Source organism: Candidatus Pantoea bituminis, assembly GCF_018842675.1.
GTDB classification, from domain to species: domain Bacteria; phylum Pseudomonadota; class Gammaproteobacteria; order Enterobacterales; family Enterobacteriaceae; genus Pantoea; species Pantoea phytostimulans.
This window is the reverse complement of record NZ_JAGTWO010000005.1, coordinates 322,859-347,226: the sequence shown is the minus strand read 5'-3', so window position 1 is coordinate 347,226 and position 24,368 is coordinate 322,859. Positions and strand designations below refer to the sequence as shown.

General features: G+C 51.1%; 27 protein-coding genes and 2 pseudogenes. 15 read left to right on the top strand and 14 right to left on the bottom strand.

From position 1 onward, the window contains the following. Positions 1-5: 5 nt before the first annotated feature. The 11 genes and pseudogenes from KQP84_RS24170 to KQP84_RS24120 form a co-directional block, all read right to left on the bottom strand. Positions 6-1,058: a sugar phosphate isomerase/epimerase family protein gene (locus tag KQP84_RS24170; RefSeq protein WP_215848618.1), complete on the bottom strand. Its 1,053-nt coding sequence runs from the start codon at positions 1,056-1,058 to the stop codon at positions 6-8. Positions 1,059-1,247: 189 nt separating this feature from the next. Beyond that, on the bottom strand, positions 1,248-2,126 hold the full coding sequence (locus KQP84_RS24165) for a substrate-binding domain-containing protein (protein ID WP_370661513.1): 879 nt from the start codon (positions 2,124-2,126) through the stop codon (positions 1,248-1,250). Positions 2,127-2,452: 326 nt separating this feature from the next. Further along, a complete protein-coding gene (locus KQP84_RS24160) occupies positions 2,453-2,827 on the bottom strand; it encodes a hypothetical protein (protein ID WP_215848616.1) in 375 nt (124 codons plus the stop codon). Further along, positions 2,793-3,602, bottom strand: coding sequence for an SDR family oxidoreductase (locus KQP84_RS24155; protein WP_215848615.1), 810 nt, complete (start codon positions 3,600-3,602; stop codon positions 2,793-2,795). The genes KQP84_RS24160 and KQP84_RS24155 overlap by 35 nt, the downstream gene beginning before the upstream one ends. After that, a pseudogene (gene iolE, locus KQP84_RS24150) lies at positions 3,599-4,515 on the bottom strand (myo-inosose-2 dehydratase). Before iolE ends, KQP84_RS24155 begins: the two are co-directional and overlap by 4 nt. A 20-nt stretch (positions 4,516-4,535) precedes the next feature. Further along, positions 4,536-5,147 (bottom strand): thiamine pyrophosphate-dependent enzyme, encoded by a 612-nt coding sequence (locus KQP84_RS24145; RefSeq protein WP_215848614.1) that lies wholly within the window; start codon positions 5,145-5,147, stop codon positions 4,536-4,538. Continuing rightward, positions 5,116-6,180, bottom strand: coding sequence for a thiamine pyrophosphate-binding protein (locus KQP84_RS24140; RefSeq protein ID WP_252515534.1), 1,065 nt, complete (start codon positions 6,178-6,180; stop codon positions 5,116-5,118). Before KQP84_RS24140 ends, KQP84_RS24145 begins: the two co-directional genes overlap by 32 nt. Next, the gene (locus KQP84_RS24135) at positions 6,084-6,380 is read right to left on the bottom strand and encodes a hypothetical protein (protein ID WP_215848612.1); all 297 of its coding nucleotides are present in this window, start codon (positions 6,378-6,380) and stop codon (positions 6,084-6,086) included. Before KQP84_RS24135 ends, KQP84_RS24140 begins: the two co-directional genes overlap by 97 nt. A gap of 145 nt (positions 6,381-6,525) precedes the next feature. Continuing rightward, positions 6,526-6,765, bottom strand: a complete 240-nt coding sequence (locus KQP84_RS24130) for a MurR/RpiR family transcriptional regulator (RefSeq protein WP_215848611.1) — start codon at positions 6,763-6,765, stop codon at positions 6,526-6,528. Continuing rightward, positions 6,762-7,055, bottom strand: coding sequence for a MurR/RpiR family transcriptional regulator (locus KQP84_RS24125; RefSeq protein ID WP_215848610.1), 294 nt, complete (start codon positions 7,053-7,055; stop codon positions 6,762-6,764). Before KQP84_RS24125 ends, KQP84_RS24130 begins: the two co-directional genes overlap by 4 nt. A gap of 47 nt (positions 7,056-7,102) precedes the next feature. Next, a complete protein-coding gene (locus KQP84_RS24120) occupies positions 7,103-7,444 on the bottom strand; it encodes a MurR/RpiR family transcriptional regulator (RefSeq protein ID WP_215848609.1) in 342 nt (113 codons plus the stop codon). A 475-nt stretch (positions 7,445-7,919) separates the two neighbouring features. On the opposite strand from KQP84_RS24120, the gene KQP84_RS24115 reads away from it, so the two are divergent. From KQP84_RS24115 to KQP84_RS24085, 7 genes are all read left to right on the top strand, one after another. Continuing rightward, complete coding sequence (locus KQP84_RS24115) at positions 7,920-8,387, top strand: aldehyde dehydrogenase family protein (protein WP_215848608.1); 468 nt, start codon at positions 7,920-7,922, stop codon at positions 8,385-8,387. Beyond that, a complete protein-coding gene (locus KQP84_RS24110) occupies positions 8,345-9,352 on the top strand; it encodes an aldehyde dehydrogenase family protein (RefSeq protein WP_215848607.1) in 1,008 nt (335 codons plus the stop codon). The genes KQP84_RS24115 and KQP84_RS24110 overlap by 43 nt, the downstream gene beginning before the upstream one ends. A gap of 10 nt (positions 9,353-9,362) precedes the next feature. Further along, positions 9,363-10,181, top strand: coding sequence for an HpcH/HpaI aldolase family protein (locus KQP84_RS24105; RefSeq protein ID WP_215848606.1), 819 nt, complete (start codon positions 9,363-9,365; stop codon positions 10,179-10,181). A 1-nt stretch (position 10,182) separates the two neighbouring features. Beyond that, positions 10,183-11,016 (top strand): NAD(P)-dependent oxidoreductase, encoded by an 834-nt coding sequence (locus tag KQP84_RS24100; protein WP_215848605.1) that lies wholly within the window; start codon positions 10,183-10,185, stop codon positions 11,014-11,016. 194 nt (positions 11,017-11,210) lie between these two features. Next, complete coding sequence (gene iolG, locus KQP84_RS24095; RefSeq protein WP_215848604.1) at positions 11,211-12,206, top strand: inositol 2-dehydrogenase; 996 nt, start codon at positions 11,211-11,213, stop codon at positions 12,204-12,206. Between the two features lie 21 nt (positions 12,207-12,227). After that, positions 12,228-13,349: a Gfo/Idh/MocA family protein gene (locus KQP84_RS24090; protein WP_243079218.1), complete on the top strand. Its 1,122-nt coding sequence runs from the start codon at positions 12,228-12,230 to the stop codon at positions 13,347-13,349. A 96-nt stretch (positions 13,350-13,445) separates the two neighbouring features. Next, positions 13,446-13,715 (top strand): hypothetical protein, encoded by a 270-nt coding sequence (locus tag KQP84_RS24085; protein ID WP_215848603.1) that lies wholly within the window; start codon positions 13,446-13,448, stop codon positions 13,713-13,715. A 541-nt stretch (positions 13,716-14,256) separates the two neighbouring features. On the opposite strand, the gene KQP84_RS24080 is transcribed toward KQP84_RS24085, so the two are convergent. After that, positions 14,257-15,243 carry an aldo/keto reductase gene (locus tag KQP84_RS24080; protein WP_215848602.1) on the bottom strand — a complete coding sequence of 329 codons (987 nt, stop codon included), beginning with the start codon at positions 15,241-15,243 and terminating at the stop codon, positions 14,257-14,259. Positions 15,244-15,654: 411 nt separating this feature from the next. On the opposite strand from KQP84_RS24080, the gene KQP84_RS25680 reads away from it, so the two are divergent. Genes KQP84_RS25680 through KQP84_RS24070 form a run of 3 tightly spaced genes read left to right on the top strand, consistent with a single transcriptional unit; the run spans position 15,655 to position 17,794 of the window. Further along, entirely contained in the window at positions 15,655-15,879 is a 225-nt protein-coding gene (locus KQP84_RS25680) for a type 2 periplasmic-binding domain-containing protein (RefSeq protein WP_252515533.1), read from the top strand. Then, the gene (locus KQP84_RS25675) at positions 15,831-16,460 is read left to right on the top strand and encodes an ABC transporter substrate-binding protein (protein ID WP_309140198.1); all 630 of its coding nucleotides are present in this window, start codon (positions 15,831-15,833) and stop codon (positions 16,458-16,460) included. Before KQP84_RS25680 ends, KQP84_RS25675 begins: the two co-directional genes overlap by 49 nt. An 11-nt stretch (positions 16,461-16,471) precedes the next feature. Beyond that, on the top strand, positions 16,472-17,794 hold the full coding sequence (locus KQP84_RS24070; RefSeq protein WP_215848601.1) for an NtaA/DmoA family FMN-dependent monooxygenase: 1,323 nt from the start codon (positions 16,472-16,474) through the stop codon (positions 17,792-17,794). Between the two features lie 124 nt (positions 17,795-17,918). On the opposite strand, the gene KQP84_RS24065 is transcribed toward KQP84_RS24070, so the two are convergent. Further along, complete coding sequence (locus KQP84_RS24065) at positions 17,919-18,284, bottom strand: VOC family protein (RefSeq protein ID WP_215848600.1); 366 nt, start codon at positions 18,282-18,284, stop codon at positions 17,919-17,921. 87 nt (positions 18,285-18,371) lie between these two features. Then, the gene (locus KQP84_RS24060; protein ID WP_215848599.1) at positions 18,372-19,142 is read right to left on the bottom strand and encodes a DeoR/GlpR family DNA-binding transcription regulator; all 771 of its coding nucleotides are present in this window, start codon (positions 19,140-19,142) and stop codon (positions 18,372-18,374) included. Positions 19,143-19,338: 196 nt separating this feature from the next. On the opposite strand from KQP84_RS24060, the gene KQP84_RS24055 reads away from it, so the two are divergent. The 5 genes and pseudogenes from KQP84_RS24055 to KQP84_RS24035 all read left to right on the top strand — a co-directional run bounded on the left by KQP84_RS24055 (position 19,339) and on the right by KQP84_RS24035 (position 24,363). Next, on the top strand, positions 19,339-20,340 hold the full coding sequence (locus tag KQP84_RS24055) for an SIS domain-containing protein (RefSeq protein WP_215848598.1): 1,002 nt from the start codon (positions 19,339-19,341) through the stop codon (positions 20,338-20,340). Positions 20,341-20,350: 10 nt separating this feature from the next. Beyond that, positions 20,351-21,289: an ROK family protein gene (locus KQP84_RS24050; RefSeq protein WP_215848597.1), complete on the top strand. Its 939-nt coding sequence runs from the start codon at positions 20,351-20,353 to the stop codon at positions 21,287-21,289. Positions 21,290-21,375: 86 nt separating this feature from the next. Continuing rightward, positions 21,376-22,617, top strand: a complete 1,242-nt coding sequence (locus tag KQP84_RS24045) for an extracellular solute-binding protein (protein WP_215848596.1) — start codon at positions 21,376-21,378, stop codon at positions 22,615-22,617. Positions 22,618-22,626: 9 nt separating this feature from the next. Continuing rightward, the gene (locus KQP84_RS24040) at positions 22,627-23,535 is read left to right on the top strand and encodes a carbohydrate ABC transporter permease (RefSeq protein ID WP_215848595.1); all 909 of its coding nucleotides are present in this window, start codon (positions 22,627-22,629) and stop codon (positions 23,533-23,535) included. Then, a pseudogene (locus tag KQP84_RS24035) lies at positions 23,525-24,363 on the top strand (carbohydrate ABC transporter permease). Before KQP84_RS24040 ends, KQP84_RS24035 begins: the two are co-directional and overlap by 11 nt. Positions 24,364-24,368 lie beyond the last annotated feature (5 nt).

Below are 24,368 nucleotides of genomic sequence, written 5' to 3'. Positions count from 1 at the left end.
TCTCCCTAAATTCCAATGATTTTTCTGTTTAGCGACTGATCTGCATAGGATTTGCAGAAATCATCAAATGATCGTTCTGTCACATGAATGATCTTATCGTTGATGAAAAGCGCGCCTTCGCGTGCACCATCTTCTGGATTCTTGAAGCAACACTCCCACTCAAGTACCGCCCAGCCGTCAAAGTTATAGCCTGTCAGGCTTGAAAAAATGGCAGCGAAATCAATTTGCCCATCTCCTGGAGAACGGAACCGCCCCGCGCGGCTCGTCCAGGGCTGATACCCGCCATAGGCGCCGGTTTTCCCATTGGGACGGAACTCTGCATCCTTGACGTGAAAAGCTTTAATACGTTGGTGGTAGTGATCGATGAAGGCGAGATAATCAATACTTTGCAGGACAAGATGACTGGGGTCATACATCATATTGCAGCGTGAATGATTGCCCGTTTTTTCCAAAAAGCGCTCAAATGTCAGGCCATCATGCAGATCCTCAGTAGGATGGATCTCGTAACAAACATCGACACCCTGTTCGTCAAATACATTGAGGATTGGCATCCAGCGTCGGACCAGTTCATCAAATCCCTCTTCAATCAGACCCTCGGGCCATTGCGGATAGGGATAAAGAAACGGCCAGAGCAAGGTGCCTGAAAAGGTCACATGCTTATCCAGCCCTAACCGGCGTGACGCTTTTGCAGCCATCTTTAGCTGCTCCGTTGCCCAACGTTGGCGCTCCTCAGGATTGTTTCTGAGCGCAGCTGGCGCAAAACTATCAGCCGGCAAATCAAAAGCAGGATGCAAGGCCACCAGCTGACCTTGCAAATGGCTGGCGAGGTCGGTCAACGTCAGACCATATTCATTCAGGACACCCAGTATCTCATCGGCGTAAGTCTGGCTTTCAGCAGCCCGATGAAGATCGATTAGGTTTGTATTCCAACTGGGGATCTCCACGCCTTTAAATCCTTTTTCTGCCGCCCACGATGCCATGCCAGCAAGCGTATTAAAGGGTGCACTTTCTCCGGCAAATTGCGCCAGAAAAACGCCAGGACCTTTAATTGTTTTCATAACCACTCCCAATTAAAAAAGATGCACCTGCTCTATTAACAGGTGCAAAGACACAGGGAAAAGCATTCAATTTCTTTCACTTATTACGAGTTAAACTCATTTAAAAAACGATGAAATGAAAATTCAACTCCAGGTTGAAAATATAATTACATCGCTAGTCAAAAATCAGCACAGAATAATTCATTGATATTAATTATTGGACGTCAGAAAATTTTTATAATTTTCTGACGTGATAACCTGATAAGGAATCCAGGTGTAGGTTTCGACTTTCTTTTTATCCAGCAGCGCTCGGGTTACTTTAACCGCACCCGTTGCTTGCCCTTTTGCATCCTGAAATATGGAGAGCGCCATTTTTCCATTCTGAACGAATTTCAGACCATCTGGCGTACCGTCAATTCCTGCAATAAGAATATTTTTCTTTTTTGACTGCCCTAAAGCAAGAATAGCGCCTATCGCCATTTCATCATTATTTGCGGCAATAGCATCAATGGGCGTTGCGTTCAAAAGCCAGTTGGAAACCACATCTACTGCTTCATTGCGTTGCCACTTAGCCGTTTGTTTTTCAATGACTTTCATATCCTTATGCTCTTTAATCACCGCTTCAACGGCACGCGTTCTTTCGCGCGCCTCTTCAGTAGATAACGCCCCCATGATAATCGCGACGTTGCCTTTATAATTCATCATCTTAGCCAACGCTTCCATCTCCATTTTCCCACCCAGCGCTGAATCTGAGCCAACGTAGGCCATATTTTCGGGAAGTTTGACTTCGGGTTTGCGGTTAACAAACACCAGCGGAATATTGGCACTTTCGGCCGCCTTGATCATGGGTGCCACGCCTTGCGTGTCAACAGGATTGAGAATGATGGCATCAACCCCCTGATTGATGAAGTCATCAACCTGCTGTGCTTGCAGGGCAACGTCTCCTTTTGCATCAACAAACTGGCCGTCCAGTTTTTGCTGTTTTAGCTCTTTATCCATCTGCGTACGCAAGATTGAAATAAAGTTAAGATCAAAGTTGGACAATGCAACGCCGACTTTCATCTCTTTAGCTTGGGCAGAAAAAATCATGCCGGCAGCAATACCGGTAATGGCAATGCGTTTAATGAGATTCATTATGTCACCTGTAGGTTGAGGATGTGCTTTCTGTATTTATTTTCCGGTTATAGTGATGCTTCCTGCAAAAAGACAATCCCTGGCTCTTTCCCCGGCAAAAGAAGTTCATTAAATTATCCGATAAAGGATAACGGTAATCGTTTCCTGATAAATAAAGAGTCGCATCACAGCCTAAGGTGCGATTAATTAATCAATCTGTCATAGCATTAGGTGCCGATTTTTACGTTGAAAGTGGCCCACGTTAATCAGTAAAAAGCGCTCATGATTAAAGCGTTATTTAACTAAGACGTCTCAAGTAGATAAACGCAATTTTTATGAAGATTATTAATCCTGCGTTCAAGTTCTTTAACGCCGTAATTTTCAATTTCTTCATACATGCTCAAAATCTCATGTTTACAATGTACCCGGTAACGCTTACTTCGTTTTTGCTCTTCAAGCCAGGAGAGTAGCGCTGCTTTTATCTCAGCTTCATTTTTACGAAGCGGATCGTTTCTTTCTTGCCAAATGGCCAGTAAGAAATGGCGATAGAAACCGGTTATCTCTTCCATCTTCTCTACATTTTGCATACTAAAAAGACCAGACTTTGCGGGCAGCCAATCGAAATCGGCTGCCTGATTTAAATCACAGAGGCTGTGCCGGAGCCGGCGAGTTTTCATAGCCTCCCCAGACGGACTGGTCATAATTGACCACTGAGCCCGTCATGAGTCCTGACTGTTCACTTGCCAAAAAGACGACGGCGCGAGCAACTTCATGCGGATCAATCAAGCGCCCAAAGGGCAGATCGGCTGCCGCTTTTTCCAGCCAGTTATCCTCCGCGCCATGATATTGCTTCATAATCCGATCTTCGCCTTCGGAAGCCATCCAGCCAATATTCAGTGCGTTAACCCGAATATTGTTGCGCAGCGTGGCAAACGCGGTGTTGCGTGTCAGTGTCGCCAGTGCACCTTTTGATGCGCAATAGGCTGAAATGAAAGGCTGCCCGGCCAGCCCAGACATAGAGCAGATATTCACAATGCTGCCTTTCACTTCTGTGCGTTTCATCAGCTTCACGGTTTCTTGCATCAGGAAAAACGGCCCGCGTACATTCGTCGCAAACATTTGGTCAAACAGCTCTGGAGAAGTGTCGATAATTGTCCCGCGGTCGGTCATTGCGCCCGCATTGACCAGCACATCAAGTCGGCCAAAATGCGTTTCGGCGGTTTTGATCGCTTTGCGGCAGTCCTCAACGTTTGTCAGATCCGTTTTAACAAAATGTACGGCACACTCTGGGCTGGATAACTGTTCAGCCACTGCGGCTCCCTTCTCGGCATTACGACCACACAAAATCAGGCCCGCTGCACCAGACTGTTTAAACTCTTTTGCAATTGCCGCACCTAAACCCTGCGTCCCGCCGGTGATTACGGCAATTTTTCCATCAAGAAAATGAGTCATTCGTCTTCTCCTTCAGTGAGAACATAATTTGCCTGAGCCAATGCCTTTATCAGACTGGCATAGCCGATTCTTGCGTATTCCAGCGGAGGCGCCAGTGCAGGATCCTGCTCAGCCTCCACCACAAACCAGCCTTGATAACCGGTTTCTGCCAGCTCGCTGACGACCCTATCAAAGTTGATGCAGCCATCACCGGGCACGGTGTAAACCCCTTTAAGCACTGCATCCAGAAATGAATCGCGCTGCCAGTCCAGCGCGGCAAGAACCTCGGCACGAACATCCTTGGTATGTACATGGTTAATGCGATTAGCGTGCTTTTTCAGGATGCTAAACGGATCGGCTCCGGCGAAAACCAGATGACCAGTATCAAACAGCAGTCCCACTGACGGGCCGGTATGCGCCATTAACAAGTCGATGTCGCGCTCATCTTCAATAGCCGTTCCCATGTGATGATGGAAAGCCAGCGGGACACCAAACTCAGCGCAGTAGTCAGAAAAAGCTGTCAGCTTTTCACCGTAGCGTTGGATTTCGCTCTCGGTTAAGCGACGACGTTGACTGAGAGGAACATCCTGACGGTTTTGAATCGTTCCGGCCGTTTCGCCATACACAAGGCATGCCGCACCGCAATCTTTAAACAGTTGCAACTGTGGCGTTACTTTCGCGATTTCACTCTCCAGGTCGTTATCCAGCAAAGTGCCGGAATACCAGCCTGACACTAATTGCAGGTCATATTCAGCCAGCTGTGGGCGAAGCTCTGCGCTGCTCAACGGAAATTTCCCGCCTGTTTCAACCCCTGAAAATCCTGCTTCGCGACTCTCTGCCAGGCAAGTCGATAACGGTGTATCACCCCCAACTGAGGTAAATCGTCATTTGACCAGGCGATGGGAGCAATGCCCAGTTTGGCTTTTAAAATCATGGTTCTCTTTCCTGATTAGGTTAAATACCAATCCGCTGTTTTTTGCGGGCTTCTTCTTGCTCCCGTCTTGCTTCCATCACACTCTCCCGGGCGCTGACTTCGGGTACGCCAACATCCCACCAGGCATCGCCTGGTGTCCATTCATGCGGATGAGTGTCAATGCAGATAACTGTGGTGCGATCGTTGGATTTAGCCCATCCAATGGCGGTTTCCAGCTCATCAAGGTTGCTGACTTTACGTGCCAGTGCGCCCATCGACTGCGCATGCGCGACGAAATCGACGTGGAACGGTTCTTTTACTTTGCAATCTTTAAGTAGATTGTTGAATGACGCGCCGCCTTTGGCATTTTGCAGTCGGTTAATGACCGCATAGCCGCCGTTATCGCACACCAGCAGAATCATCTTGTGACCGGAGAGCACCGTTGAATAGACATCGGAGTTCATCATCATGTAGGTGCCATCCCCGATCATGACGAAAACATCTCGCTCTTCTTCAATCATGGCGGCACCCCAGCCGGCGGAAATCTCGTATCCCATGCAGGAGAAGCCAAACTCGCAATCAAAGGTACCGGGCGTTTTTACTTTCCACCCTTTGACTAACTCACCTGGCAGCCCCCGCTGCGCTGATGACATAATCCTCTTTCGCTGCACTGGCATTTACCACGCCAACCACCTGCGCATAAGTTGGAACGCCGTCAGGGGTGATGGCCCGCTCTTGTTTTTCTGCAATCAGATGATTCCACTCGCTGAACCATGCCTTTCCTTGTGGAAGCCACGCGGGATCGGCCTGATAGCTGCCTAATGCTTGATCGAGTTCAGACAAACCTTCTCGCGCATCGCATACCAACGGAATGGCAAAATGTTTGTTGGCATCAAAGCGTGCTGCGTTGATAGCAATAAATTTTGCTTCATGTGAAAAGACTGACCATGAGCCGGTCACAAAATCCATCAAGCGAGTGCCGACGGCGATAATCACATCTGCTTTTGCTGCCAGCGCATTAGCGGATGTTGAACCCAGGATGCCAATCGGGCCGGCATGTACCGGATGATCGTGAGTGAAAGCGCCTTTACCCGCGATGGTTTCAACCACGGGAATGCCGCGTTCTTTAGCGAGTTTTTCTAATGCCGCTTCCGCTCGCGAGTAACGGACGCCGCCGCCAGAAATAATCAGCGGATTTTTGGCTTGTTGCAGCAGTGCAACCGCTTTATTCAGCAACTGATTGTCCGGGCGTGGACGTGGAATGTGGTGAACACGGCGCTGGAAGAAGGCTTCGGGAAAATCCCACGCCATCTCCTGAACATCCTGACAAAGACCGATAAAAGCAGGCCCGCACTCGCCAGGATCCAGCATGGTTGCAACTGCCTGCGGCAGCGAAGAGACGATCTGCTCCGGCCAGGTTATACGGTCCCAATAACGCGTTACAGCTTTAAACGCATCGTTAACGGTATGCGTTGGATCGTTAAAATGTTCAACCTGTTGCATAACCGGATCGGGATGGCGTTGAGCAAAGGTATCACCGCAGAGCATTAAAAAAGGCAACCGGCTTACATGTGCCACGCCTGCAGCTGTCAATAGATTCGTCGTTCCCGGCCCGATTGACGCTGTAACCACCATAATCTGCTGGCGCAGGCGCGCTTTGGCAAACCCCGCCGCGGCGAATCCCATTGACTGTTCATTCTGGCCGCGCCACGTTGGCAGCACATCCTGAACACTTTCAAGGGCTTCCCCATGCAGGTCACGTTGCCATGACCAAAAATGCCAAACACACCAGGAAACAGCGGGACTTCCTGATCATCAATCTCGGTAAACTGGTTACTGAGATAGCGCACAATGGCCTGTGCAGTGGTGCAACGATACGTCGACATAATATCTACCTGCTGTAAGGCCCGTCGGTAAGAACAGGCGGATTGTAGGAATTTATGTTGCTATAAAACTTTACGCGCAACAAATGTTGCATTCCGGGGCGTAGCTTCCCTGTTGGGAAGCGGGTTCGGGCCGGTAATCAGGGAACTATTTTGCTGGCGTCTTTTTAAATTCTTCTACCCGTAAAGTACGCTCAGTGACCGTTTCAATCCTTGGCTGCTCTTCTTCCGGGTGCATCGCCGAAGCCACTGCGAGTGCGATGCACTGAACTAAACACACCGGCGCGGCCAGCGAACGGGAGAAGCTGTACTCTTCCTCTGGAATGGTGAAAAGTACCGAGGCATTTTTGGCTAACGGTGATAGCACGCTGTCGGTAATAGCGATCACGGGTATGCCTTTTTCTCAGCAATGTCAGCAATATTCATCACTTCTTGCGCATAGTGGCGAAACGAAACGGCAATTAACGCATCGTTTGCTGTCATGTTCATGGCCATATGAGGAGCAAGCCCGCCCGGCATATCCAGTAATACCACTTTGCGGTTAAGCATGGTCAGCAGATAACGCATCAACATCGCAACGGGTTCGGAACGGAGCTGACCCGCAATAAAGATGGTTTCGGCGTTTTTCAGATAGACCGCGCTTTGATCTAAGTCAGCTGCCTTGATGCTTTCCAGCATGCCCTGAAGCGTCGCGATATCTCTAACGACCAGACTGTGCAGAAATCCTAAACTTCCCTGCTGCTGGTTTTTTCTAAATCATTTTCAAGTGCAACAATACGCTCGTTGTAGCCAGGTGCAGATGTTGCCAGACGCGTTTGAAATACTGACTGCATCTGCTTGAATCCGCTGTACCCCAGATTTTGAGCAAATCGCACGAGCGTAGAGGGGTGCAGGCCGCATTTTTGGGCTATCGCATTAATCGATTCCAGCGCAACGGCATTTGGATTCTGCATAATAAAACGCGCCACCTGTTGAAAACGCTCTGACAAATGGGGATATCGCTCAGTGATATCGTTTACCACTTGTTCATAATTTTTGTGCGGTGGCCGCTGCAGTTTTTTCTGCATCTTTACGACTAGCCATGACAACGTGCCCTCAATACTCAATCAAAAAGTCATTTTAAACTGAGAATCAGGGTGCTTTCTCAGTAAATGTATGTCCTGCTCAGTTGACACTTCTGCCCGCTCACCACATCAAGTTATAGCAACTAAAATTGCATTTCAATTTACCTTGCAATTGAAATTTCAAATTACGTGATCTGATTCTTATATTTAGCATAAATATTCGCCTTTCCAGTGCATCAAAACATCCTTCGCAACAAAAATTGCAAGCAAATTTAATCATTATTTTCAATAGCATAAAAATTATTCTTCCTTAAAAACCTGACTCAAAAACTCAAAAAAAGCGCATTGCAATTTTTATTGCAGCGATCTAATCATTGCAACTAGATTGTTAGCTGTAACGCTGAACGGGGCTTCGATTTCGAGGTGTACATTTCATCGGTCTGGAGAAAACGGACCTCAGAAAAGACAGGAAGCGGGTATGTACAAAGAGTTTGGACAATTCATTAATGGTCGCTGGCGTGAAGGCCGCGGCGGCTACCCAATCGTGGTGACCGACCCAGGCCGCGATGAGAAGCTAGGCGAAATCACCTCAGCATCAGAACAGGATACGCTTGATGCCATTGCCAGCGCTGAACAGGCTTTTTCGCTCTGGAAACAGACGCCAGCATGGGAGCGCGCTGAAACGTTACATCGCGTGGCTCAGGAGATGGAAAAAGCCCGCGAGCGCGCCGCAACAATGATCTCACGGGAAAGCGGCAAGCCGCTGGGCCAGGCCAGTCGTGAGTGGACCTTATCCATCGACCAGTTTACCTGGTATGCCGAAGAGTCCCGCCGCATTTATGGTCGCATCGTTGAAAGCCGTGTGGCAGGGGTCGTTGTGAAGTTTCCCATGAACCGGTTGGCGTGGTTGCCGCTTTTACTGCGTGGAATTTTCCCGTTGTCCTGATTGCCCGCAAAGTGGCACCCGCGTTAGCTGCGGGTTGCTGCGTCGTGTTGCGCCCCTCAAGCGAGGTTCCCGGTTCTGCGATGATCATTATGGAATGTCTGCAGAAAGCGGGCCTTCCCGCTGGCGTAGTGAATATGGTGGTTGGCGGTACTGAACAGACTTATAAACCCCTGATTAATTCGGCAGCGGTGAAGAAAGTCACGCTGACCGGCTCCACTGCGATTGGACAGCAAATGATTCGGGATTCAGCAGCCACCATCAAACGTCTGAGCATGGAGCTTGGCGGCAACGCACCCATGATTGTTTTTGACGATGCTGATATCGAAAAAGCACTGGATCTGGCCGTGCCGACCAAGTTTGCCAACTGCGGGCAGGTTTGTGTGACGCCAGACCGTTTTTATGTTCAGGAATCAGTTTCAGCTGCCTTTATTGAAGGGTTTGCCCGTCGCGCAGCCAACATAAAAGTGGGTTATGGACAAGACGAAGGCACTGAAATGGGGCCGTTAATCAACACACGCAGACTGGAAGCGATTGAAAAAATCGTTGAGGACGCGCGCCAAAAAGGTGGCCGTATCGTTACTGGCGGTCAGCGTATTCAAGATAAACCCGGTTTTTATTTCGCACCCACGGTTATTGCTGATGTTCCAGATGATGCGCTGGCGTTGTGCGAAGAGAATTTTGGTCCCATCGCCGCTATTACAACCTTCAGTGATGAAAGCGAGGTCATTGAGCGTGTTAATCGCTCCGAGTTCGCTTTATCTGCTTACGCATTCACCCGCGATGCAGCACGGATCCGCCGCGTTTCTGCCGCCCTTCAGGCTGGTATGGTCGGCATCAACAGTTTCGCGCTCGCGGCGGCAGAAGTGCCTTTTGGCGGAATCAAAGCCAGCGGTATGGGAAGTGAAGGTGGGAGCGAGGGGATCCTCGAATACATGAACGTCAAACTGACTCAAGTTGTGCTGTAAGGAATACGCGATGATCAACAATAACGTTAAACGATTATGGGAACGCGGGTCGCCAGCGCTTAATGGCTGGCTTTCTATCGCCAGCCCTTTCACGGCTGAAATCATGTCGGCGCAAGGTTATGACGCTGTCACCATCGATATTCAGCATGGCTTTGTTGGTTATGAAACCGCCGCCACCATGTTACAGGCCATGCGTGCAAGCGGTGTGACACCGATGGTGCGGGTGCCGTGGCTTTCGCCAGGTGACATCATGAAAGCGCTGGATGCCGGTGCGTACGGCATCATTTGTCCGATGGTGAATAATGCCGAAGAAGCACGGCAACTGGTTTCCTGTGTACGTTACCCGCCACTTGGCAGCCGCAGTTTCGGCCCTACCCGCGTCACCTTCTCTGCGGGTCAGGATTATGGTCAGCATGCTGATAACGAAATTCTCTGCTTCGCCATGATTGAAACGGCAGAAGCCGTCAAGAATATCGATGAGATTGTCGCGACTCCCGGCCTTGATGGTATCTACATCGGCCCGGCAGATCTCACGCTGGGGATGACTGGCAGGAAATACCGTACCGGTTTTGATCGCGATGAGCCGGAGATCGTTGACTGCATCAGGCACATCATTGAACGCGCCCATGCTGCGGGTATTCGTGCAGGCCTGCATAACGGCACGCCGGAATATGCAGCCAAAGCGGTGGAATGGGGATTTGATCTGGTAACGGTATCCAATGATGTTCAGCTGTTACGCGGTGCCGCAGCGGCCAGCGTCAGTCGCTTTCGCCAGTTGACCGGCCAGCAGTCTGAGAAAGAGATTCCCGCCCAAAAGGGAGGTTATTAAAATGCCCCATGTCCTTGTAGCCGGAAAAATTCACGATGCCGGACTCGCTATTCTGAAAAATGCGCCAGGTTTTACCTTTGACTTGGTTCATGAAGTCAGCGTCTCCAGCTATGCCCCTTTTATTCAGAACGCTGATGCCTTGCTGCTGCGTACGCAACCGTTGACCAGCAAAGAGATCGCGCAGGCTGCAAAACTGAAAATCGTTTCACGGCACGGCGTCGGATATGACGCGGTTGATCTGCCCGCGCTGAATGAAAGGTCGATTCCGCTGACGATTGTCGGTGACGTCAATTCACTTTCCGTGGCAGAGCACACTCTTTCAATGCTGATGACCCTGGCGAAACAGCTGCGCGTATACGATGAGAATATGCGGTCAGGGCAGTGGAATTGCAGAAACAGTTTTTCAGCCATTGAGTTAGCGGGTCGCACGCTTTTTATTCTTGGTTTTGGCCGTATCGGACGTGAAGTTGCTCGAATGGCACGCTGCTTCAATATGAAGGTAGTGGCTTACGATCCCTTTATTCCTGCTGATCTATTTACTGATTCGGGTGTACAGCAAATAGAACAAATTGAAGAAGGTCTTAAAATCGCCGATGCCGTTACGGTGCATTTACCGCTGAGCGACACCAAGCCGCTGATAGGCCGAAAAGAACTGGCATTGTTGAAGCCGAGCGCCATTGTCATTAATACCGCACGCGGCGGAATTGTCGATGAAGCCGCTCTGATTGAAGCGTTGAACAATGAACGTTTGGGGGAGCCGGACTGGATGTATTTAGTGAGGAACCGCCTCCATCCTCCTCACCTTTATTACATGCTTCTTATCGCTTATTGCTGAGTCCGCACTCTGCTGGGTTGACACAGGAAGCGGCAATGCGGATGTCCGTCTCTGCGGTAAATAATATAATTAATTACTTCAACGGAACGCTCGAAGAGAATTTAATTGTCAATCATCGAGAAATAAATAAAGCCGGCATTGTTTAAGTCCTTTTAATTAGTCTGAACATCACTGACCTTACAGGAAATAATATTATGAAAATTGCCGTATTAGGTGCAGGTCGCATCGGGAATGTCCATGCGTCGAATGTCGCTGCACATTCAAAAGTCGAGTTAGTTGCCATTGCCGATCCTTTTATTGAGAACGCCATTAAATTAACCGAAATATATGGCGGAAAAGCGGTTAAAGATCCGATGGAGTTAATCGAAGATGATTCCATTGATGGCATTGTTATCGCGACGCCGACCGATACTCACGTTGATTTAATGCTGAGCGCTGCCCGAAAAGGGAAAGCCGTGCTGTGCGAAAAGCCGGTCGATCTGAATTTAGAACGGGCCAAGATTGCGTGTGAGGAACTCAAAAATCTCGATGCGACAGTGATGATTGCGTTTAATCGCCGTTTTGATCCCAGCGCCAGCGAAATTCATCAAGCCATCGCCAACGGTGAAATTGGTGAACTGCATCAAATTATGATTTCAAGCCGCGATCCCGGCTTCGCCTCAATGGATTATTTGCGTCACTCTGGCGGTATTTTTCGCGACATGACCATTCACGATTTCGATATGGCGCGCTGGTTATTGGGCGAAGAGCCGATTGAAGTGTATGCCTCCGCCAGCCGCATGTTGGAACCTGCGCTGGAAGCGCTCAATGATTACGACACGGTGATGGTGCAGATGACGACCCGCTCTGGCAAACAGTGTCATATCAACTGTAGTCGCCAGGCCGTTTACGGCCATGACCAGCGTATCGAGGCATATGGATCAGCAGGCATGTTGATGAACGATAACCTGCGCCCTTCTACTGTTCGTCGTTACAACCAAAATGCCACCGATTCTCGTTCACCTTTGGTGCATTTTTTCCTGGAGCGTTACGCCGATGCTTACCGAAAAGAGATGGATGCATTCGTCAATATGATCGGTCAGCCAAAAGCCGTTCCGATTACGCCTTTCGACGGTTATATGGCACTTAAACTGGCTGAATGCGCTCAGCGCTCAGTGGAAAGCGGTAAGCCTGTAAAAGTCGAAGTGTAAAAAGAGCGAACTGCGAGAAACATGATGAAAAAGATAGGCGTAGGGATTATCGGAACCGGATTTATGGGGCTTTCGCACGCGCTTGCCTACCGGGCAGCTGCGGGCATCTTCCCCGGTGAAGTCTCACCGGAGTTGATTTGCGTGGCGGATATTGAGGGTGCTGCGGCAGAGAAAGCGGCTCAGCGTTTTGGCTTTCGTCGCCATACCGATGACTGGCACACATTGATTAACGATCCTGATATCGATGTTGTCTCCATCACAACACCCAATCGTTTTCATCTTGAACAGGCGCTGGCCGCTATCAAAGCCGGAAAACACGTGCATTGCGAGAAGCCGATAGCGCCGGGCAGTCAGGATGCGGCAATCATGACGGAAGCGGCGGAAGCAAAAGGTGTCGTTACTCAGGTCGGTTTCAATTATCTGAAAAACCCCATGCTCAAATTGGCGAAAGAGATGATTGAGCAAGGTGAGCTGGGCGATATTGTTAGTTTTCGCGGCATTCATGCAGAAGATTTTATGGCATCACCGCTTACGCCTTGGTCGTGGCGCCTTGATCCTTCTGGTGGAGCAGGCGCGGTGGCGGATCTCGGTAGCCATATTGTCTCAATGGCACGCTTCCTGCTGGGGCCGATCGTCGCCGTCAATGCTGACCTGGAAACCGTCATTAAAAGCCGCCCAACGTCATCCGGTGCAGCGGAAAAGCGTGCGGTCGAAGTGGATGACATTGCTCGCCTGACGGTTGAATTTGCACGGGGTTGTAAAGGCAGTATTGAAGCGAGTTGGGTGGCAACCGGCCGCAATATGCAGCTGGGTTTCGAAATTTACGGCACGCGGGGTGCATTGCATTTCACTCAGGAGCGCTTTAACGAGTTGCATTTTTACCGTTCAGAAGGCAATAGCGGTCATCATGGTTTTCAACGAATCGAAGCTGGGCCAAAACATGCCCCTTACGCGGCATTCTGCCCTGCTCCCGGACACCAACTCGGCTTTAACGATCTTAAAACCATCGAGATCGCTGAGTTTCTGCGTGCCGTTGCAGGTCAGCCCGTTGCCGGGCCCGATTTCCGTGAGGCGTGGGAAATTCAGAAAGTGATTGATGCCGCTGTAGCCTCATCCAGAGAAAAGCGCTGGATGATTTTGTAAACGTTGCCCGTATAAACCTGCCTCCTGTTGTTTAAGGAGGCAATTTTATAACTCCTCACATTACTTCACCTTCGTGTGGCTTTAGGAGTGAGCGATATGAATAAGTCCTGCGCGACAGAAATCGAGACTGCCAGTGATGCACTGATTCGGCATTTCAAACTTATCGCCCGAATCGAAGGCGTCTCGCAGCGAGATCTTCAGTGGCATTTAATGGAACGCTATGTAAATACCTGGCTGACCCAGCAAGGTCGCTTCCATATTCTGTGTGATGTCTTGCCGAGCCTTAACCCATCGCGCAAAAGCGTGAGCTTCAATATCTCTTTGAAGATTATCGGTCTTGAACTCTCCTCAACTTTTTTCCGCTGACATTCCTGTTACCGGTGCCAGATGAGCCTTACGAAGCCTGGCGAATTTATCCGCAATCCCGCTTCGTTGATCCTGATAACGGCGCTGGGCAAACAACAAAACGTCAAAGCCTTCTGTTGCCTCACACTGTTTCAGACCGGTCTATTCTCTGCTGGGAAGGTCACTGTTTTATCTTTGACCCGCAGTTCCTACAGCCGCGAGCGTTCCAGGCAAAACAGAAAGAGATTAAACAAAAAGTTGAATACAGGGTTCGTCAAGGTATTGAGCTATGGGCTAACGCCAGTTGCAGCGCATTGTCTGCTTGAGACTTGTCAGGCAACACATTAATGCCCCGACAAACCACGCGAAAATTAAAACTAACGCACCTGCCAGCCTACAAATATTCAATTTTAAACAGGCTTCTGGCGCATTTAATTAGGGGTTAAAGCGACGGAATCTCTGCCATCGACAGCGGGTCGGATTAACACTGTTCAGCAACAGCAGTGCGTAGAAAATGGCTCGGTGGTGTTGTTCCGAGCCATTTTTCACATTAATTCAGTGACTACCAGCGCTGATGTACCCAAGGGGCGATCTTTTGCTGATAGAGCGTTTTAAGGGCTGTCATTGTTTCCTGATCCAGCGGGGCAAGATTGCTGGCCTGCGCGTTGGCCTCAGCCTGAGCCGGATTTTTTGCGCCGGGGATCACAACACTGACTGCGTCATCCATCAATATCCAGCGAAGCGCAAACATCGCCATGGTGACATCGCCTTTCACTAACTTGCGAATATCCTCTACAGCATCCAACGCTACGTCATAAGGCACCCCAGAAAAGGTTTCTCCCTTGTCAAACGCTTCGCCATTGCGGTTAAACGCCCGGTGATCGTCTGCGGAAAAAGCCGTATTCGCGTTCATTTTTCCCGTTAATAAACCTGATGCCAGCGGCACGCGAGCAATCACCGCAACATTACGCTTACGCGTTTCACGGAAGAAAAGTTCAGCCGGACGCTGCCTGAAAATATTATAAATAATCTGAACTGACGAAACGTTGGGATAGTCGATAGCCTTCAATCCTTCTTCAACTTTCTCAACGGAAACACCGTAGCTGCGAATTTTTCCCGCTGCCACCAGCTTATCCATGACGTCAAAGACCTCCGGCGTGTAATAGATTTCAGTCGGAGGACAATGCAGTTGAACAAGGTCTAACGAATCGACTTGCAGATTATTCAAAGAGCGCTCGACGAACGATTGCAGGTTGCTCTCTGTATAACCTTCGGCAACATGCGGAGAAAGACGTCGCCCGAGTTTGGTCGCCACAAACGGACGCTTGCCACCACGTTCGTTCAGGACTTCAGCAATGATTTTTTCGGAGCGGCCATCGCCATACACATCCGCGGTATCGATAAAGGTCATGCCCGCATCTAAAGCTGCATGCAGCGCGCTTTTTGCATCTTCATGAGAGACTTCGCCCCACGTTCCCCCAATAGCCCATGCGCCAAATCCAATTTCAGAAACGCGTTGTCCGGTCCGTCCAAAATTTCGATCTTTCATGAATCGTGTCCTCGTGATGTTCAGCTGAAGATGGGGAGGCGTTTTCCCACATGCGCAACGCCAATGAAAAAATAGACGTACTGACAGCAGCATAGCGTTAGCGCGTCGGGAGCGCTGGAGATAAAAAGAGAAATGCGATGAAAGGTCGCAACAACGAAAGATGTTTTTTCCCAGGCGAACTTACCGCGCCTATCAGGCCACGCTATAGCGGCTATTTCACCCTGCGCATAACCTTAGCGGGATCATTTATTAGCCTGGGGATAGCGGAAAAATTAACCTGAGTTCTTTTTACAGGGAAAGAGTCATGAAGATCCGTTGTTTATCGCTGTCACTGATGTTAGCGCTACTCTCAACTTCTGCGCTGTCTGCCGAATTGATTGTTGGCGACCAAAAGGGAATGCTCGCGCCGTCATGGAAGCCGCAGGCCAGTTGGAAAACCTCCCGTATAAACTGAGCTGGTATGAATTCCCGAATGCTGCGCCCTTGCTGGAGTCGCTTAATTCCAACCACCTGGATGCAGGCTTGGTGGGAGATGGCCCGCTTTCCTTTGCGGCGGCGGCTGGCGCAGAGATCAAAGCTATTCAGGCATCACAGTATCTGGGCAATGCCATCATTGTGAAAAAAGGAGCGGGATAAAAAATGCTGCTGATTTAAAAGGTAAAAAAATTGCTACCGTCAAAGGATCTTCCGGGCAGAACCTGGTGCTTAATGCCTTGAAGCAGGCAAACATTCCTGCTGACTCGGTTTCATTTATTTTCACTACGCCGGCAGAAGCCACGCTGGCACTAGATAGCGGCGCAGTTGATGCCGTTGCCAGTTGGGAACCCTATGTTTCCTTCGCCGTCGCGCAATCTGGCGACCAGATCGCGGTGGATGGACGCGCCTTCCCTGTATCTAACTATTTAGTCGCGACTGATACCGCGATTGCCGACAAACGAGACTTACTGCAGGATTTTCGTCAGCGACTGGTTCTCGCCCGTGAATGGGGTGTTGCTCATCCTGAACAGTATGCGGCGGGAATCGCTAAGGTGCTGCGACTGCCTGAAAACGTAGCATTGAGTAAAGTGCAACGAGAAAATAATGCGCCCATCAGTGACATCGCCACTGTGCGCCGCCAGCAGCAAAACGCCATTGACACGTTTACGCGCACAGGGTTGATTAAGCCCGGCCTTAAGGCCGATCAGTTAATTGATGCCAGCTTTTTTGCCCAGCAATAAGGAAAATCAGCATGATGAATTTGGCGCTTTATCTGGATGCCGGTATTCACCAAGGCGGCTGGCGTCACCCGGATGCCGTCGCGAGCGGCGGCACCAACTGGCCACTCTATCGCACCGTGGCACAGCGCGCTGAAGCGGCGAAGTTAGATATGATTTTTGTCGCCGACAAGCTGGCGATCGATGATATCTACGGCGGCGATCTGAGCAAAACCGTTCACAGTCGTCAGGTAGGCTGGGCCGAGCCCTTGACGCTGCTGGCAGCGCTGGCGGCTGTTACTGATCGCATCGGCTTGGGTGGCACAGTTTCATCCTCCTATTCCGTGCCTTACAGCACCGCCAGAATGCTGGCGAATATTGATCATATCAGCGGAGGCCGTGCCGCCTGGAACGTCGTTACTTCGTTAAGTGATACCGAAGCGCGTAATTTCGGCAGGGAAAAACACTATTCTCACGCGGAGCGTTACGCGCGCGCAGAAGAGTATATTGCGCTGATGAAAGCGTTGTGGGACAGCTTTGAAGAAGATGCGATCATCATTGATAAAGAGAATGCACAGTTCGCTTCACCCGAAAGCTTTCACTATATCAATCACCACAGCGACGCGTTTGATGTGCGCGGTCCGCTGAATGTTCCCCGCCCACCGCAGGGACATCCGGTGTTGATTCAGGCGGGGGTATCAGAAGCTTTCACTGAGCTGGCAGCAAAACAGGCTGAAGTGTTGTTTGTGGTGCAGCCAACCCGCGAGCGCGCCCAACAGTTTTACGCCACACTGAAAGAGAAAGCGCAGACAGCGGGACGTCAGCCCGATCAATTGCGCATCTTGCCGGGCATGGTTCCAGTGGTTGGCGAAACGCGCCGTGAAGCGGAAGAGTTGGATCGACATTTAAAATCGCTGATCACCACCGAGTCGGGACTGAGCTTCGTCTCTGCCAGCATGAACATTGATCTCTCGCAGTATCCTGCCGACGGACCGATGCCAGATTTGCGCGACCATATCACCGGCAGCAAAGGCCGTTTTCAGTATGTTATCGCTCAGGCGATTGAAGAAGGATTAACACTGGGAGAAATGGCGCGACGCTACGCAGAAAGCCTTTCTTTCCCTTCGCCGGTAGGCACACCCGATGATATCGCCGCGATGATGATCGACTGGTATCAATCCAAAGCCTGCGATGGCTTTGTCATATTACCGACCTATCTGAATAGTTCAGGCGATCTGTTTTTGGAGGAAGTGGTACCACGCTTGCAACAGGCTGGCGTGTTCCGCAAAGCGTATCCCGACGGCACGTTGCGCGATACGCTGGGGCTGGAAAAGCCGCTGAATCAGTTTAGCGTTTGATATTTGTAACCGTTTCGTCGCCGGGAAGCAGAGTCGCTTTCCCGGCGCTGTTGTGACGTTGCATGGGATATCACGACGCCCATGGCCTGTCATCATCATTCCCCGTAATGCATGCCTTCCAGTTTCATGCCGTCTGGATCGAGAAAAACACCGCGTAATAATCGGGATAATATTCACCGGCGGCATCAACAATGGTGACATTATTCTGCTCCAGCCAGGTCTGTAACTGATCAACATCCTGACGGCTATTAAGAGACCAGGCATAGTGATGAAAACCGGGATTACCCCGGCGATAGGGATTTTTCAAGCCCGGTTCATCAGCCTGATAGATCCATAATCGGGTCGTTCCGTCGCTCCATCCCATCGCCTGTGGCTTTTTATCCAGCACCTCAAAACCCAGGAAGGTCATTAATCCGTGATAAAAGTGTTGTGACGAAGCAAAATCGCTGACCGATAACACAATATGATCGACTGCGCGTACACGTGACATCTTACCTCCGCTCTTTTCTGACGCTTGATATTTAAGCGTAGACAATCACCCGCCATTCTTCATGAGGCGGCGCGGCTCGGTGTGATTTTAGCGTGATGAGATGTCAACGATGTGCAGTTTTTCACCGTATTGCGCGCGCTGTTTAATCGGCTGGCTGTTATCGGTAATGATGTGATCTATGCCTTGTAAGTCACAAACATGCGAAAGCGCGCGGTAGCCAATCTTGCTGCTGTCAGCCAACACCACGGTCTGCTCTGCCGCGCGGATCATCGCCTGCTTCACTGGAATTTCCACGGTGTTGATATTGGTTAAGCCACGTTCATAGTGCACGCCTTCGGCACCCAAAAACGCCCAATCAACATGCATGCTGTCGATTTTACTGATCGTATCCTGTCCAACCAGCGTATAGACGTTGTCCAGCATCAATCCGCCGGCAACGTGTAACGTAATGTCTGGATATTGGCTAAGCGTAAACGCGGTATAAATATCGTTGGTCAATACCGTCAGGTTCTTCTTCTCTTTTAACGCCAGCGCAAGTTCGTATACGCTGGAACCGTTATCCAAAATCAACGACTGACCATCCTGAACCAGGCTGGCAGCGTAATGACCAATAGCGCTTTTTGCCTCGCCATTCATCTGCCGCCGCACACTGTAGGGCGTGTCCGCATGGCTGGATGAAGCCACAGGCAGCAAACCACCGTGCGTGCGCATCACTTGTCCACTCTGTTCCAACCGTGAAAGATCGCGGCGAATGGTAGAGCTATCAACCCCAAATTGCGCCGACAGTTCACCGGCGTTGAGATATCCCTTCTCGTTGATCATTGCAAGAATCTGGTTACGTCGCTCAGCCGCTGTCACCTGTTCACTCCATTAAATACACACATTCGTGCATATCATGCCTGTTTTTAACTTTCACGTCACTACGCTCCGCACTCCTGACGCCTGCCAACGGCTATTTTTTCATAGCCATAAGTTTTTCGCTTGAAAACAGGCATTTACTGCACGAATTCGTGCAATGTATGTTGTCTCCTGTCTCATTAACCAGGAATGACGTATGACCACTCTGAGTGAATACGAAAAAGATATTCTTCAGCAACCGGACGCGCTGCGCGATCAGCTCAATTACCCGCTACCCGCTGAGCTTCACCAACTTGACCTGCATCGCTATGACCGAATTGTATTGGCTGGCATGGGCTCATCTGATTACGCCTTGATCCCCATTGAACGCGCATTAATTGCGCGCGGTTTACCGGTATGGCGCATTGATGCCGGCCGCCTGCTGGATATGCCCGATCTGATAACCGCCAACACGCTGCTGTGGATGACATCGCAATCGGGTATGAGTGGTGAAGTGGTTAAGCTGCTGGATATCATCACGAAACCGCTGACGCTGATTTCAGTAACCAACGACATCACCAGCACGCTGGCTCAGCGCGCTGACATTTTGGTGGAGTTGCGCAGTGGCGATGAAGCCACCGTCAGCGCGAAAAGTTACCTCAACACGCTGGTCGCCAGCTATCGCATCCTCGCCGCTCTGACGGGCGAAGCGGAGCAGCCGCTAACAGACAAAGTGGCTGCGCATCTAAACAATATTGCTGAGCGGGTGAGTCAACAGGCGCAAATCCAGCCGATCGTGACCCCTTTCTTTCTGCGTACTCAGCCACGTTTGGCCATGATTGGTATCGGTGCCGATGCGGCAACCGCCATGACCGGTGCGCTGATCACCAAAGAATCGTCAAAAGTCAGTGCAGAAGGCTTTATCGGCGGCGAGTTCCGGCATGGTCCGATGGAAACCTCCGGCAAGCAGATGACTGCCCTGCTGTTTGGTAATGGCAGCGAACCAACGCTGATTCAGTTAGCTGAAGATTTGCAGCGCAACGGCACGCACGTGGTCACTGTCGGTCCACGCGCTTACGCAGGCAGTGAACTGCTGGAAACGCCTGACGATGAGCTGCTGCGTTTAGTGTGCGCCATGCTCTTTGTGCAGCACCTGACCGTCGCGCTGGCACGCGGCAACGGCATGGTGCCCGGCGAATTCCTCTACGGTAAAAAATAACGGTAACGTTATGACCAATTCTGCTCGCCTGCTGCGCGCAGGCATTGATATGGGCGGCACCGGCACACGATTCATCCTGCTGGAGGGTCTGCGCGAGGTGGCGGCGTTAACGGTGCCTACCGCAGAGTTTGATGCGATCCCGCAATCCAGACGCAGCGATGAACTGGTCAGTCGGTTGCGGCAGCTCTGTCCGGCGGACGGGCAGATTATTTCGCTGGGCATCGGTGCCAGTGGACCGGTTAATAACCGCAGCGGTGTGATTGAAAACAGTGACACGCTGGCCTGTTTCTCATTTTTTCCGCTGCTCGACGAGCTGCAGCAGCGTTTAAACGTGCCTGCCGCCATCGATAACGACGCGGTGGTTGCGGCACTGGGCGAGTTTCACGCCGGGGCGGGTGTGGGAAGTCAGCGCATGTTGATGGTCACACTCGGCACCGGTATTGGCGTGGCGTTACTGGATAAGGGCCAGCCGTTTCGCACAATCGATGGCCGCCATCCTGAAGCGGGTCATATTCCTGTCTCAGGCAGCACACATCGCTGTTACTGCGGCGTCACGGGGTGTTGGGAAACGGAGGCGTCACGCGGTTGGCTACAACAGGCTTTGCTGCAACTGCTGCCAAATCTTCACTGGCCACAACTCACGGTTAAGCGACTTGATGCACTTAGCACGGACGATCCTCGCGTAGCCGCAATTTTAAGCGAGTACGGTGGCCGCGTGGGACGAGGGCTATCCACCCTGCTGGCACTTTATGGCCCCGATCTTACCGTGCTTAGCGGCAGCGCTGCGCGTTTGCTGCCGCTGTTTCGCCCGAGTTTAGATACGGCTCTGCAACGCGCCAGCGGCTACCACCTCTCTCCACAGATTATTTCATCTTCTCTCGGCGATGCGGCGGGCGCGCTGGGAGCGGCATTACTGCCAACGATCAGGGAACCCGTTAAACGCTCGTAAAACCATAATCGCGCACCATAGCGCGGCCTGGGCTGATGGCGTTCACCTGCATCAGCCATTATTTCACCTGTTTTTGGAGTGTCAGAATGAAAAGACGCGTCACCCTGCAGCTCAGCGGATGTCTGGCCGCGCTGCTGATTTCCGGCTATGCCAACGCCAAAACGGAATTAAGCGCACTGTTTATGTCACAGTCTGCTTATAGCGAAAGCGATATTCGCGCCATGACCGCCGATTATGAAAAGGCGCATCCTGATGTAACGATCAATCTTGAATTTGTCCCGTACGAAGCGCTACATGACAAGATCGTTGCCGCGCGTGGCGCGGGCAGCAACGGCTATGACGTGGTGTTATTCGACGATATGTGGCCAGCAGAATTTAACCGTTTTAACCTGTTGAAAGATGTCTCCAGCCACTTCACGCCAGATGTCAAAAACAAGATTTTTACCGGTGCCCTGAATACGGTTACCTGGAAAGATAAGCAGTACGGTATGCCGTGGATCCTCGACACCAAATACCTTTATTACAACAAAGCGATGCTGGCAAAAGCGGGGATTACCACGCCGCCAAACAGTTGGCAGCAGGTGATGGAACAATCGCAGCTGCTCAAGCAGAAAGGCATTGTTAACTATCCGCTGGTCTGGAGTTGGTCACAGGCGGAAGCCTTGGTCTGTGATTACACCACCATGGTTTCTGCCTTCAAAGGCGATTTCTATCAAGATGGCAAGCTGACCTTTAACGCGCCGGGCGCCTTAAAAGCCGTGACCTTTATGAAAGATTCGCTGGATAAAGGCGTGACCAACCCAAACTCCAACGAGTATCTGGAAGAGGATGTGCGCAAGGTCTTTTCCAACGGCGATGCCGCCTTCGCGCTTAACTGGACTTACATGTACAACCTGGCCAACGATCCGAAGCAGAGTAAAGTCGCTGGCGATATTGGCATCATGCCTGCACCGGGTGATGCGCCAGGTGAAGTGGCGTCCATGAACGGTTCCATGGGTTTGGGCGTAACCCAAACCAGCGGACATCCCGATCAGGCGTGGGATTACATAACCTATCTGACCTCGCAGCCGGTGCAGAACCATTATGCCCGTCTGAGCCTGCCTATCTGGAAATCATCCTATCAGGATCCGGCGGTGCGTCAGGGCCAGGAAGCGTTAATTGATGCGGCTGACAAAGCGCTAAACGTGATGTTAATGCGCCCGATTATTCCTGATTACTCGCGCCTTTCGAACATGCTGCAGCAGCATCTTCAGCAGGTTTTGCAAGGTCAGGAGACGCCAGAAGCGGGAATGCAGGCATTGACACAAAGCGCGTCGCGCCTTCGGTAAGGACTTTTCATGCTCAGTTTGCAACAACGTGAGCAGCGTCAGGCATGGGTGCTGTTGGCACCCATGTTACTGGTGATGTTTCTGCTCACCGGTTGGCCGCTGTTCCGCACCATCTGGCTTAGCTTCACCGATGCGGCACTGATCGGGAGTGATGGCGCAGCTAACCTGATTGGCTTCGATAACTATTTATATGCACTGACCGACCCCGATTTTGTCGCCTCTATTGGCCGCACGCTTTATTTCACTGTGGTCTCAGTGGTGATTGAAGGCGTGATCGGCGTGCTGGTCGCGCTGCTGCTCAACCAGCGCTTTTATGGCCGTAATGTCTTGCGAGTGCTGGTGATTCTACCGTGGGCGCTGCCGACCATCGTCAATGCAATGATGTGGCGACTTAATTTCAATCCCGATTACGGCAGTATCAATGCCCTGCTTACACAGCTTGGCGTAATGGATCATTACCGCAGTTGGCTCGGTACGCCTACCTCGGCGCTCAATGCCGTGATGCTGGCGGATATCTGGAAAAACTATCCACTGGTTACGCTGCTGGTGTTGGCAGCAATGCAGTCGATTCCTGAAGATCTTTATGAAGCTGCACGTCTGGATGGCGCATCGGCGCTGCGGCGGTTTCGGGCCATTACGCTGCCCGCTATCGCTGGGCCGCTGAGTGTTGCGCTGGTATTGCGCACTATCGACGCCTTCAAAATCTTCGACATTATTTATGTGATGACGCGTGGCGGCCCGGTGGACAGCACCAAGACCTTGAGTTTCTTTGTCTATCAAGAGTCTTTTAGCTATCTGCGTGCTGGCAGTGGTGCGGCTTACGCCATTTTAATGACGTTGATGTGTAGCCTGCTGATCGCCATTTATATGTTGATGCTGCTGCGTCAGCGCCGCCGGAGTAAAGTCAGTGAAACGTAAAATCCGCGCTGTTTTGCGCTATGCAGCCGCCATGCTGGTGGCGCTCTCTATCCTCGCACCGATGGTCTGGCTGTTTTTAATGAGCGTCAGCTCAACCGCCGATTTAACGCGCCTTCCGCTGGAGTGGTTGCCACGTCACTGGGACTTCTCGCGTTACGCCCGGCTGGTGTCACTGGCACCCGACCAGCCCGGTGTGCTTTTTTACACGCGCTACTCAACAGCCTGCTGGTGGCGTGTGGCGCAACGGCGGTATCGCTGTTACTGGCGATCCCGGCAGCATTCAGCTTCTCACGCTATCCTGGCCGTGACGGCTGGTTGTTCGCAAGTTTGGCGATCTACATGGTGCCGCCGGTGGCATTTGTGCTGCCGCTCTACTTTGTATTGCAACATCTCAACCTGTTGAACACGCATATCGGCCTGATTCTGGTCTATTGCTCATTGATACTGCCGTTTCTGACCTGGATGTTGAAAAATCAGTTCGACACCTTGCCCCAGGATATTGAGCAAGCGGCACGGTTAGATGGTCTGCGCTTCTGGCAGGTTTTGCTGCGCATCACGTTACCGTTAGCAAAACCGGTGCTGGGCGCGTCGGCTCTGTTTGGCTGGCTGCTGGCGTGGGACGAATTTTTCTATGCCCTGCTCTACACCAGCAGCATTGATGCACAAACGCTACCGGTGACTATTGCCGGTTTCACCGCCGGGCGCGCCACCGATGACGGCCTGATTGCCGCGGTGGGCATCCTCGCCTCATTACCTCCGTTGTTGATCGCCATCGTGCTACAAAAATCGCTGGTCAGTGGGCTAGCGAGCGGCGGCAGTAAAGGTTAGCGAAA

Coding starts and splice junctions, on each gene's coding strand:
- KQP84_RS24070 (WP_215848601.1), top strand. CDS start 16,472: ATGATGAATTTGGCGCTTTATCTGGATGCCGGTATTCACCAAGGCGGC.
- KQP84_RS24120 (WP_215848609.1), bottom strand. CDS start 7,444: ATGCAGAAAAAACTGCAGCGGCCACCGCACAAAAATTATGAACAAGTG.
- KQP84_RS24115 (WP_215848608.1), top strand. CDS start 7,920: ATGTACAAAGAGTTTGGACAATTCATTAATGGTCGCTGGCGTGAAGGC.
- KQP84_RS24160 (WP_215848616.1), bottom strand. CDS start 2,827: ATGAAAACTCGCCGGCTCCGGCACAGCCTCTGTGATTTAAATCAGGCA.
- KQP84_RS24080 (WP_215848602.1), bottom strand. CDS start 15,243: ATGAAAGATCGAAATTTTGGACGGACCGGACAACGCGTTTCTGAAATT.
- KQP84_RS24085 (WP_215848603.1), top strand. CDS start 13,446: ATGAATAAGTCCTGCGCGACAGAAATCGAGACTGCCAGTGATGCACTG.
- KQP84_RS24040 (WP_215848595.1), top strand. CDS start 22,627: ATGCTCAGTTTGCAACAACGTGAGCAGCGTCAGGCATGGGTGCTGTTG.
- KQP84_RS24045 (WP_215848596.1), top strand. CDS start 21,376: ATGAAAAGACGCGTCACCCTGCAGCTCAGCGGATGTCTGGCCGCGCTG.
- KQP84_RS24135 (WP_215848612.1), bottom strand. CDS start 6,380: ATGTCGACGTATCGTTGCACCACTGCACAGGCCATTGTGCGCTATCTC.
- KQP84_RS24170 (WP_215848618.1), bottom strand. CDS start 1,058: ATGAAAACAATTAAAGGTCCTGGCGTTTTTCTGGCGCAATTTGCCGGA.
- KQP84_RS24065 (WP_215848600.1), bottom strand. CDS start 18,284: ATGTCACGTGTACGCGCAGTCGATCATATTGTGTTATCGGTCAGCGAT.
- KQP84_RS24125 (WP_215848610.1), bottom strand. CDS start 7,055: ATGCTGGAAAGCATCAAGGCAGCTGACTTAGATCAAAGCGCGGTCTAT.
- KQP84_RS24140 (WP_252515534.1), bottom strand. CDS start 6,180: ATGGGATTCGCCGCGGCGGGGTTTGCCAAAGCGCGCCTGCGCCAGCAG.
- KQP84_RS24100 (WP_215848605.1), top strand. CDS start 10,183: ATGCCCCATGTCCTTGTAGCCGGAAAAATTCACGATGCCGGACTCGCT.
- KQP84_RS24090 (WP_243079218.1), top strand. CDS start 12,228: ATGATGAAAAAGATAGGCGTAGGGATTATCGGAACCGGATTTATGGGG.
- KQP84_RS24155 (WP_215848615.1), bottom strand. CDS start 3,602: ATGACTCATTTTCTTGATGGAAAAATTGCCGTAATCACCGGCGGGACG.
- KQP84_RS25680 (WP_252515533.1), top strand. CDS start 15,655: ATGGAAGCCGCAGGCCAGTTGGAAAACCTCCCGTATAAACTGAGCTGG.
- KQP84_RS24145 (WP_215848614.1), bottom strand. CDS start 5,147: ATGTCATCAGCGCAGCGGGGGCTGCCAGGTGAGTTAGTCAAAGGGTGG.
- KQP84_RS24050 (WP_215848597.1), top strand. CDS start 20,351: ATGACCAATTCTGCTCGCCTGCTGCGCGCAGGCATTGATATGGGCGGC.
- KQP84_RS24055 (WP_215848598.1), top strand. CDS start 19,339: ATGACCACTCTGAGTGAATACGAAAAAGATATTCTTCAGCAACCGGAC.
- KQP84_RS24105 (WP_215848606.1), top strand. CDS start 9,363: ATGATCAACAATAACGTTAAACGATTATGGGAACGCGGGTCGCCAGCG.
- iolG (WP_215848604.1), top strand. CDS start 11,211: ATGAAAATTGCCGTATTAGGTGCAGGTCGCATCGGGAATGTCCATGCG.
- KQP84_RS24165 (WP_370661513.1), bottom strand. CDS start 2,126: ATGATTTTTTCTGCCCAAGCTAAAGAGATGAAAGTCGGCGTTGCATTG.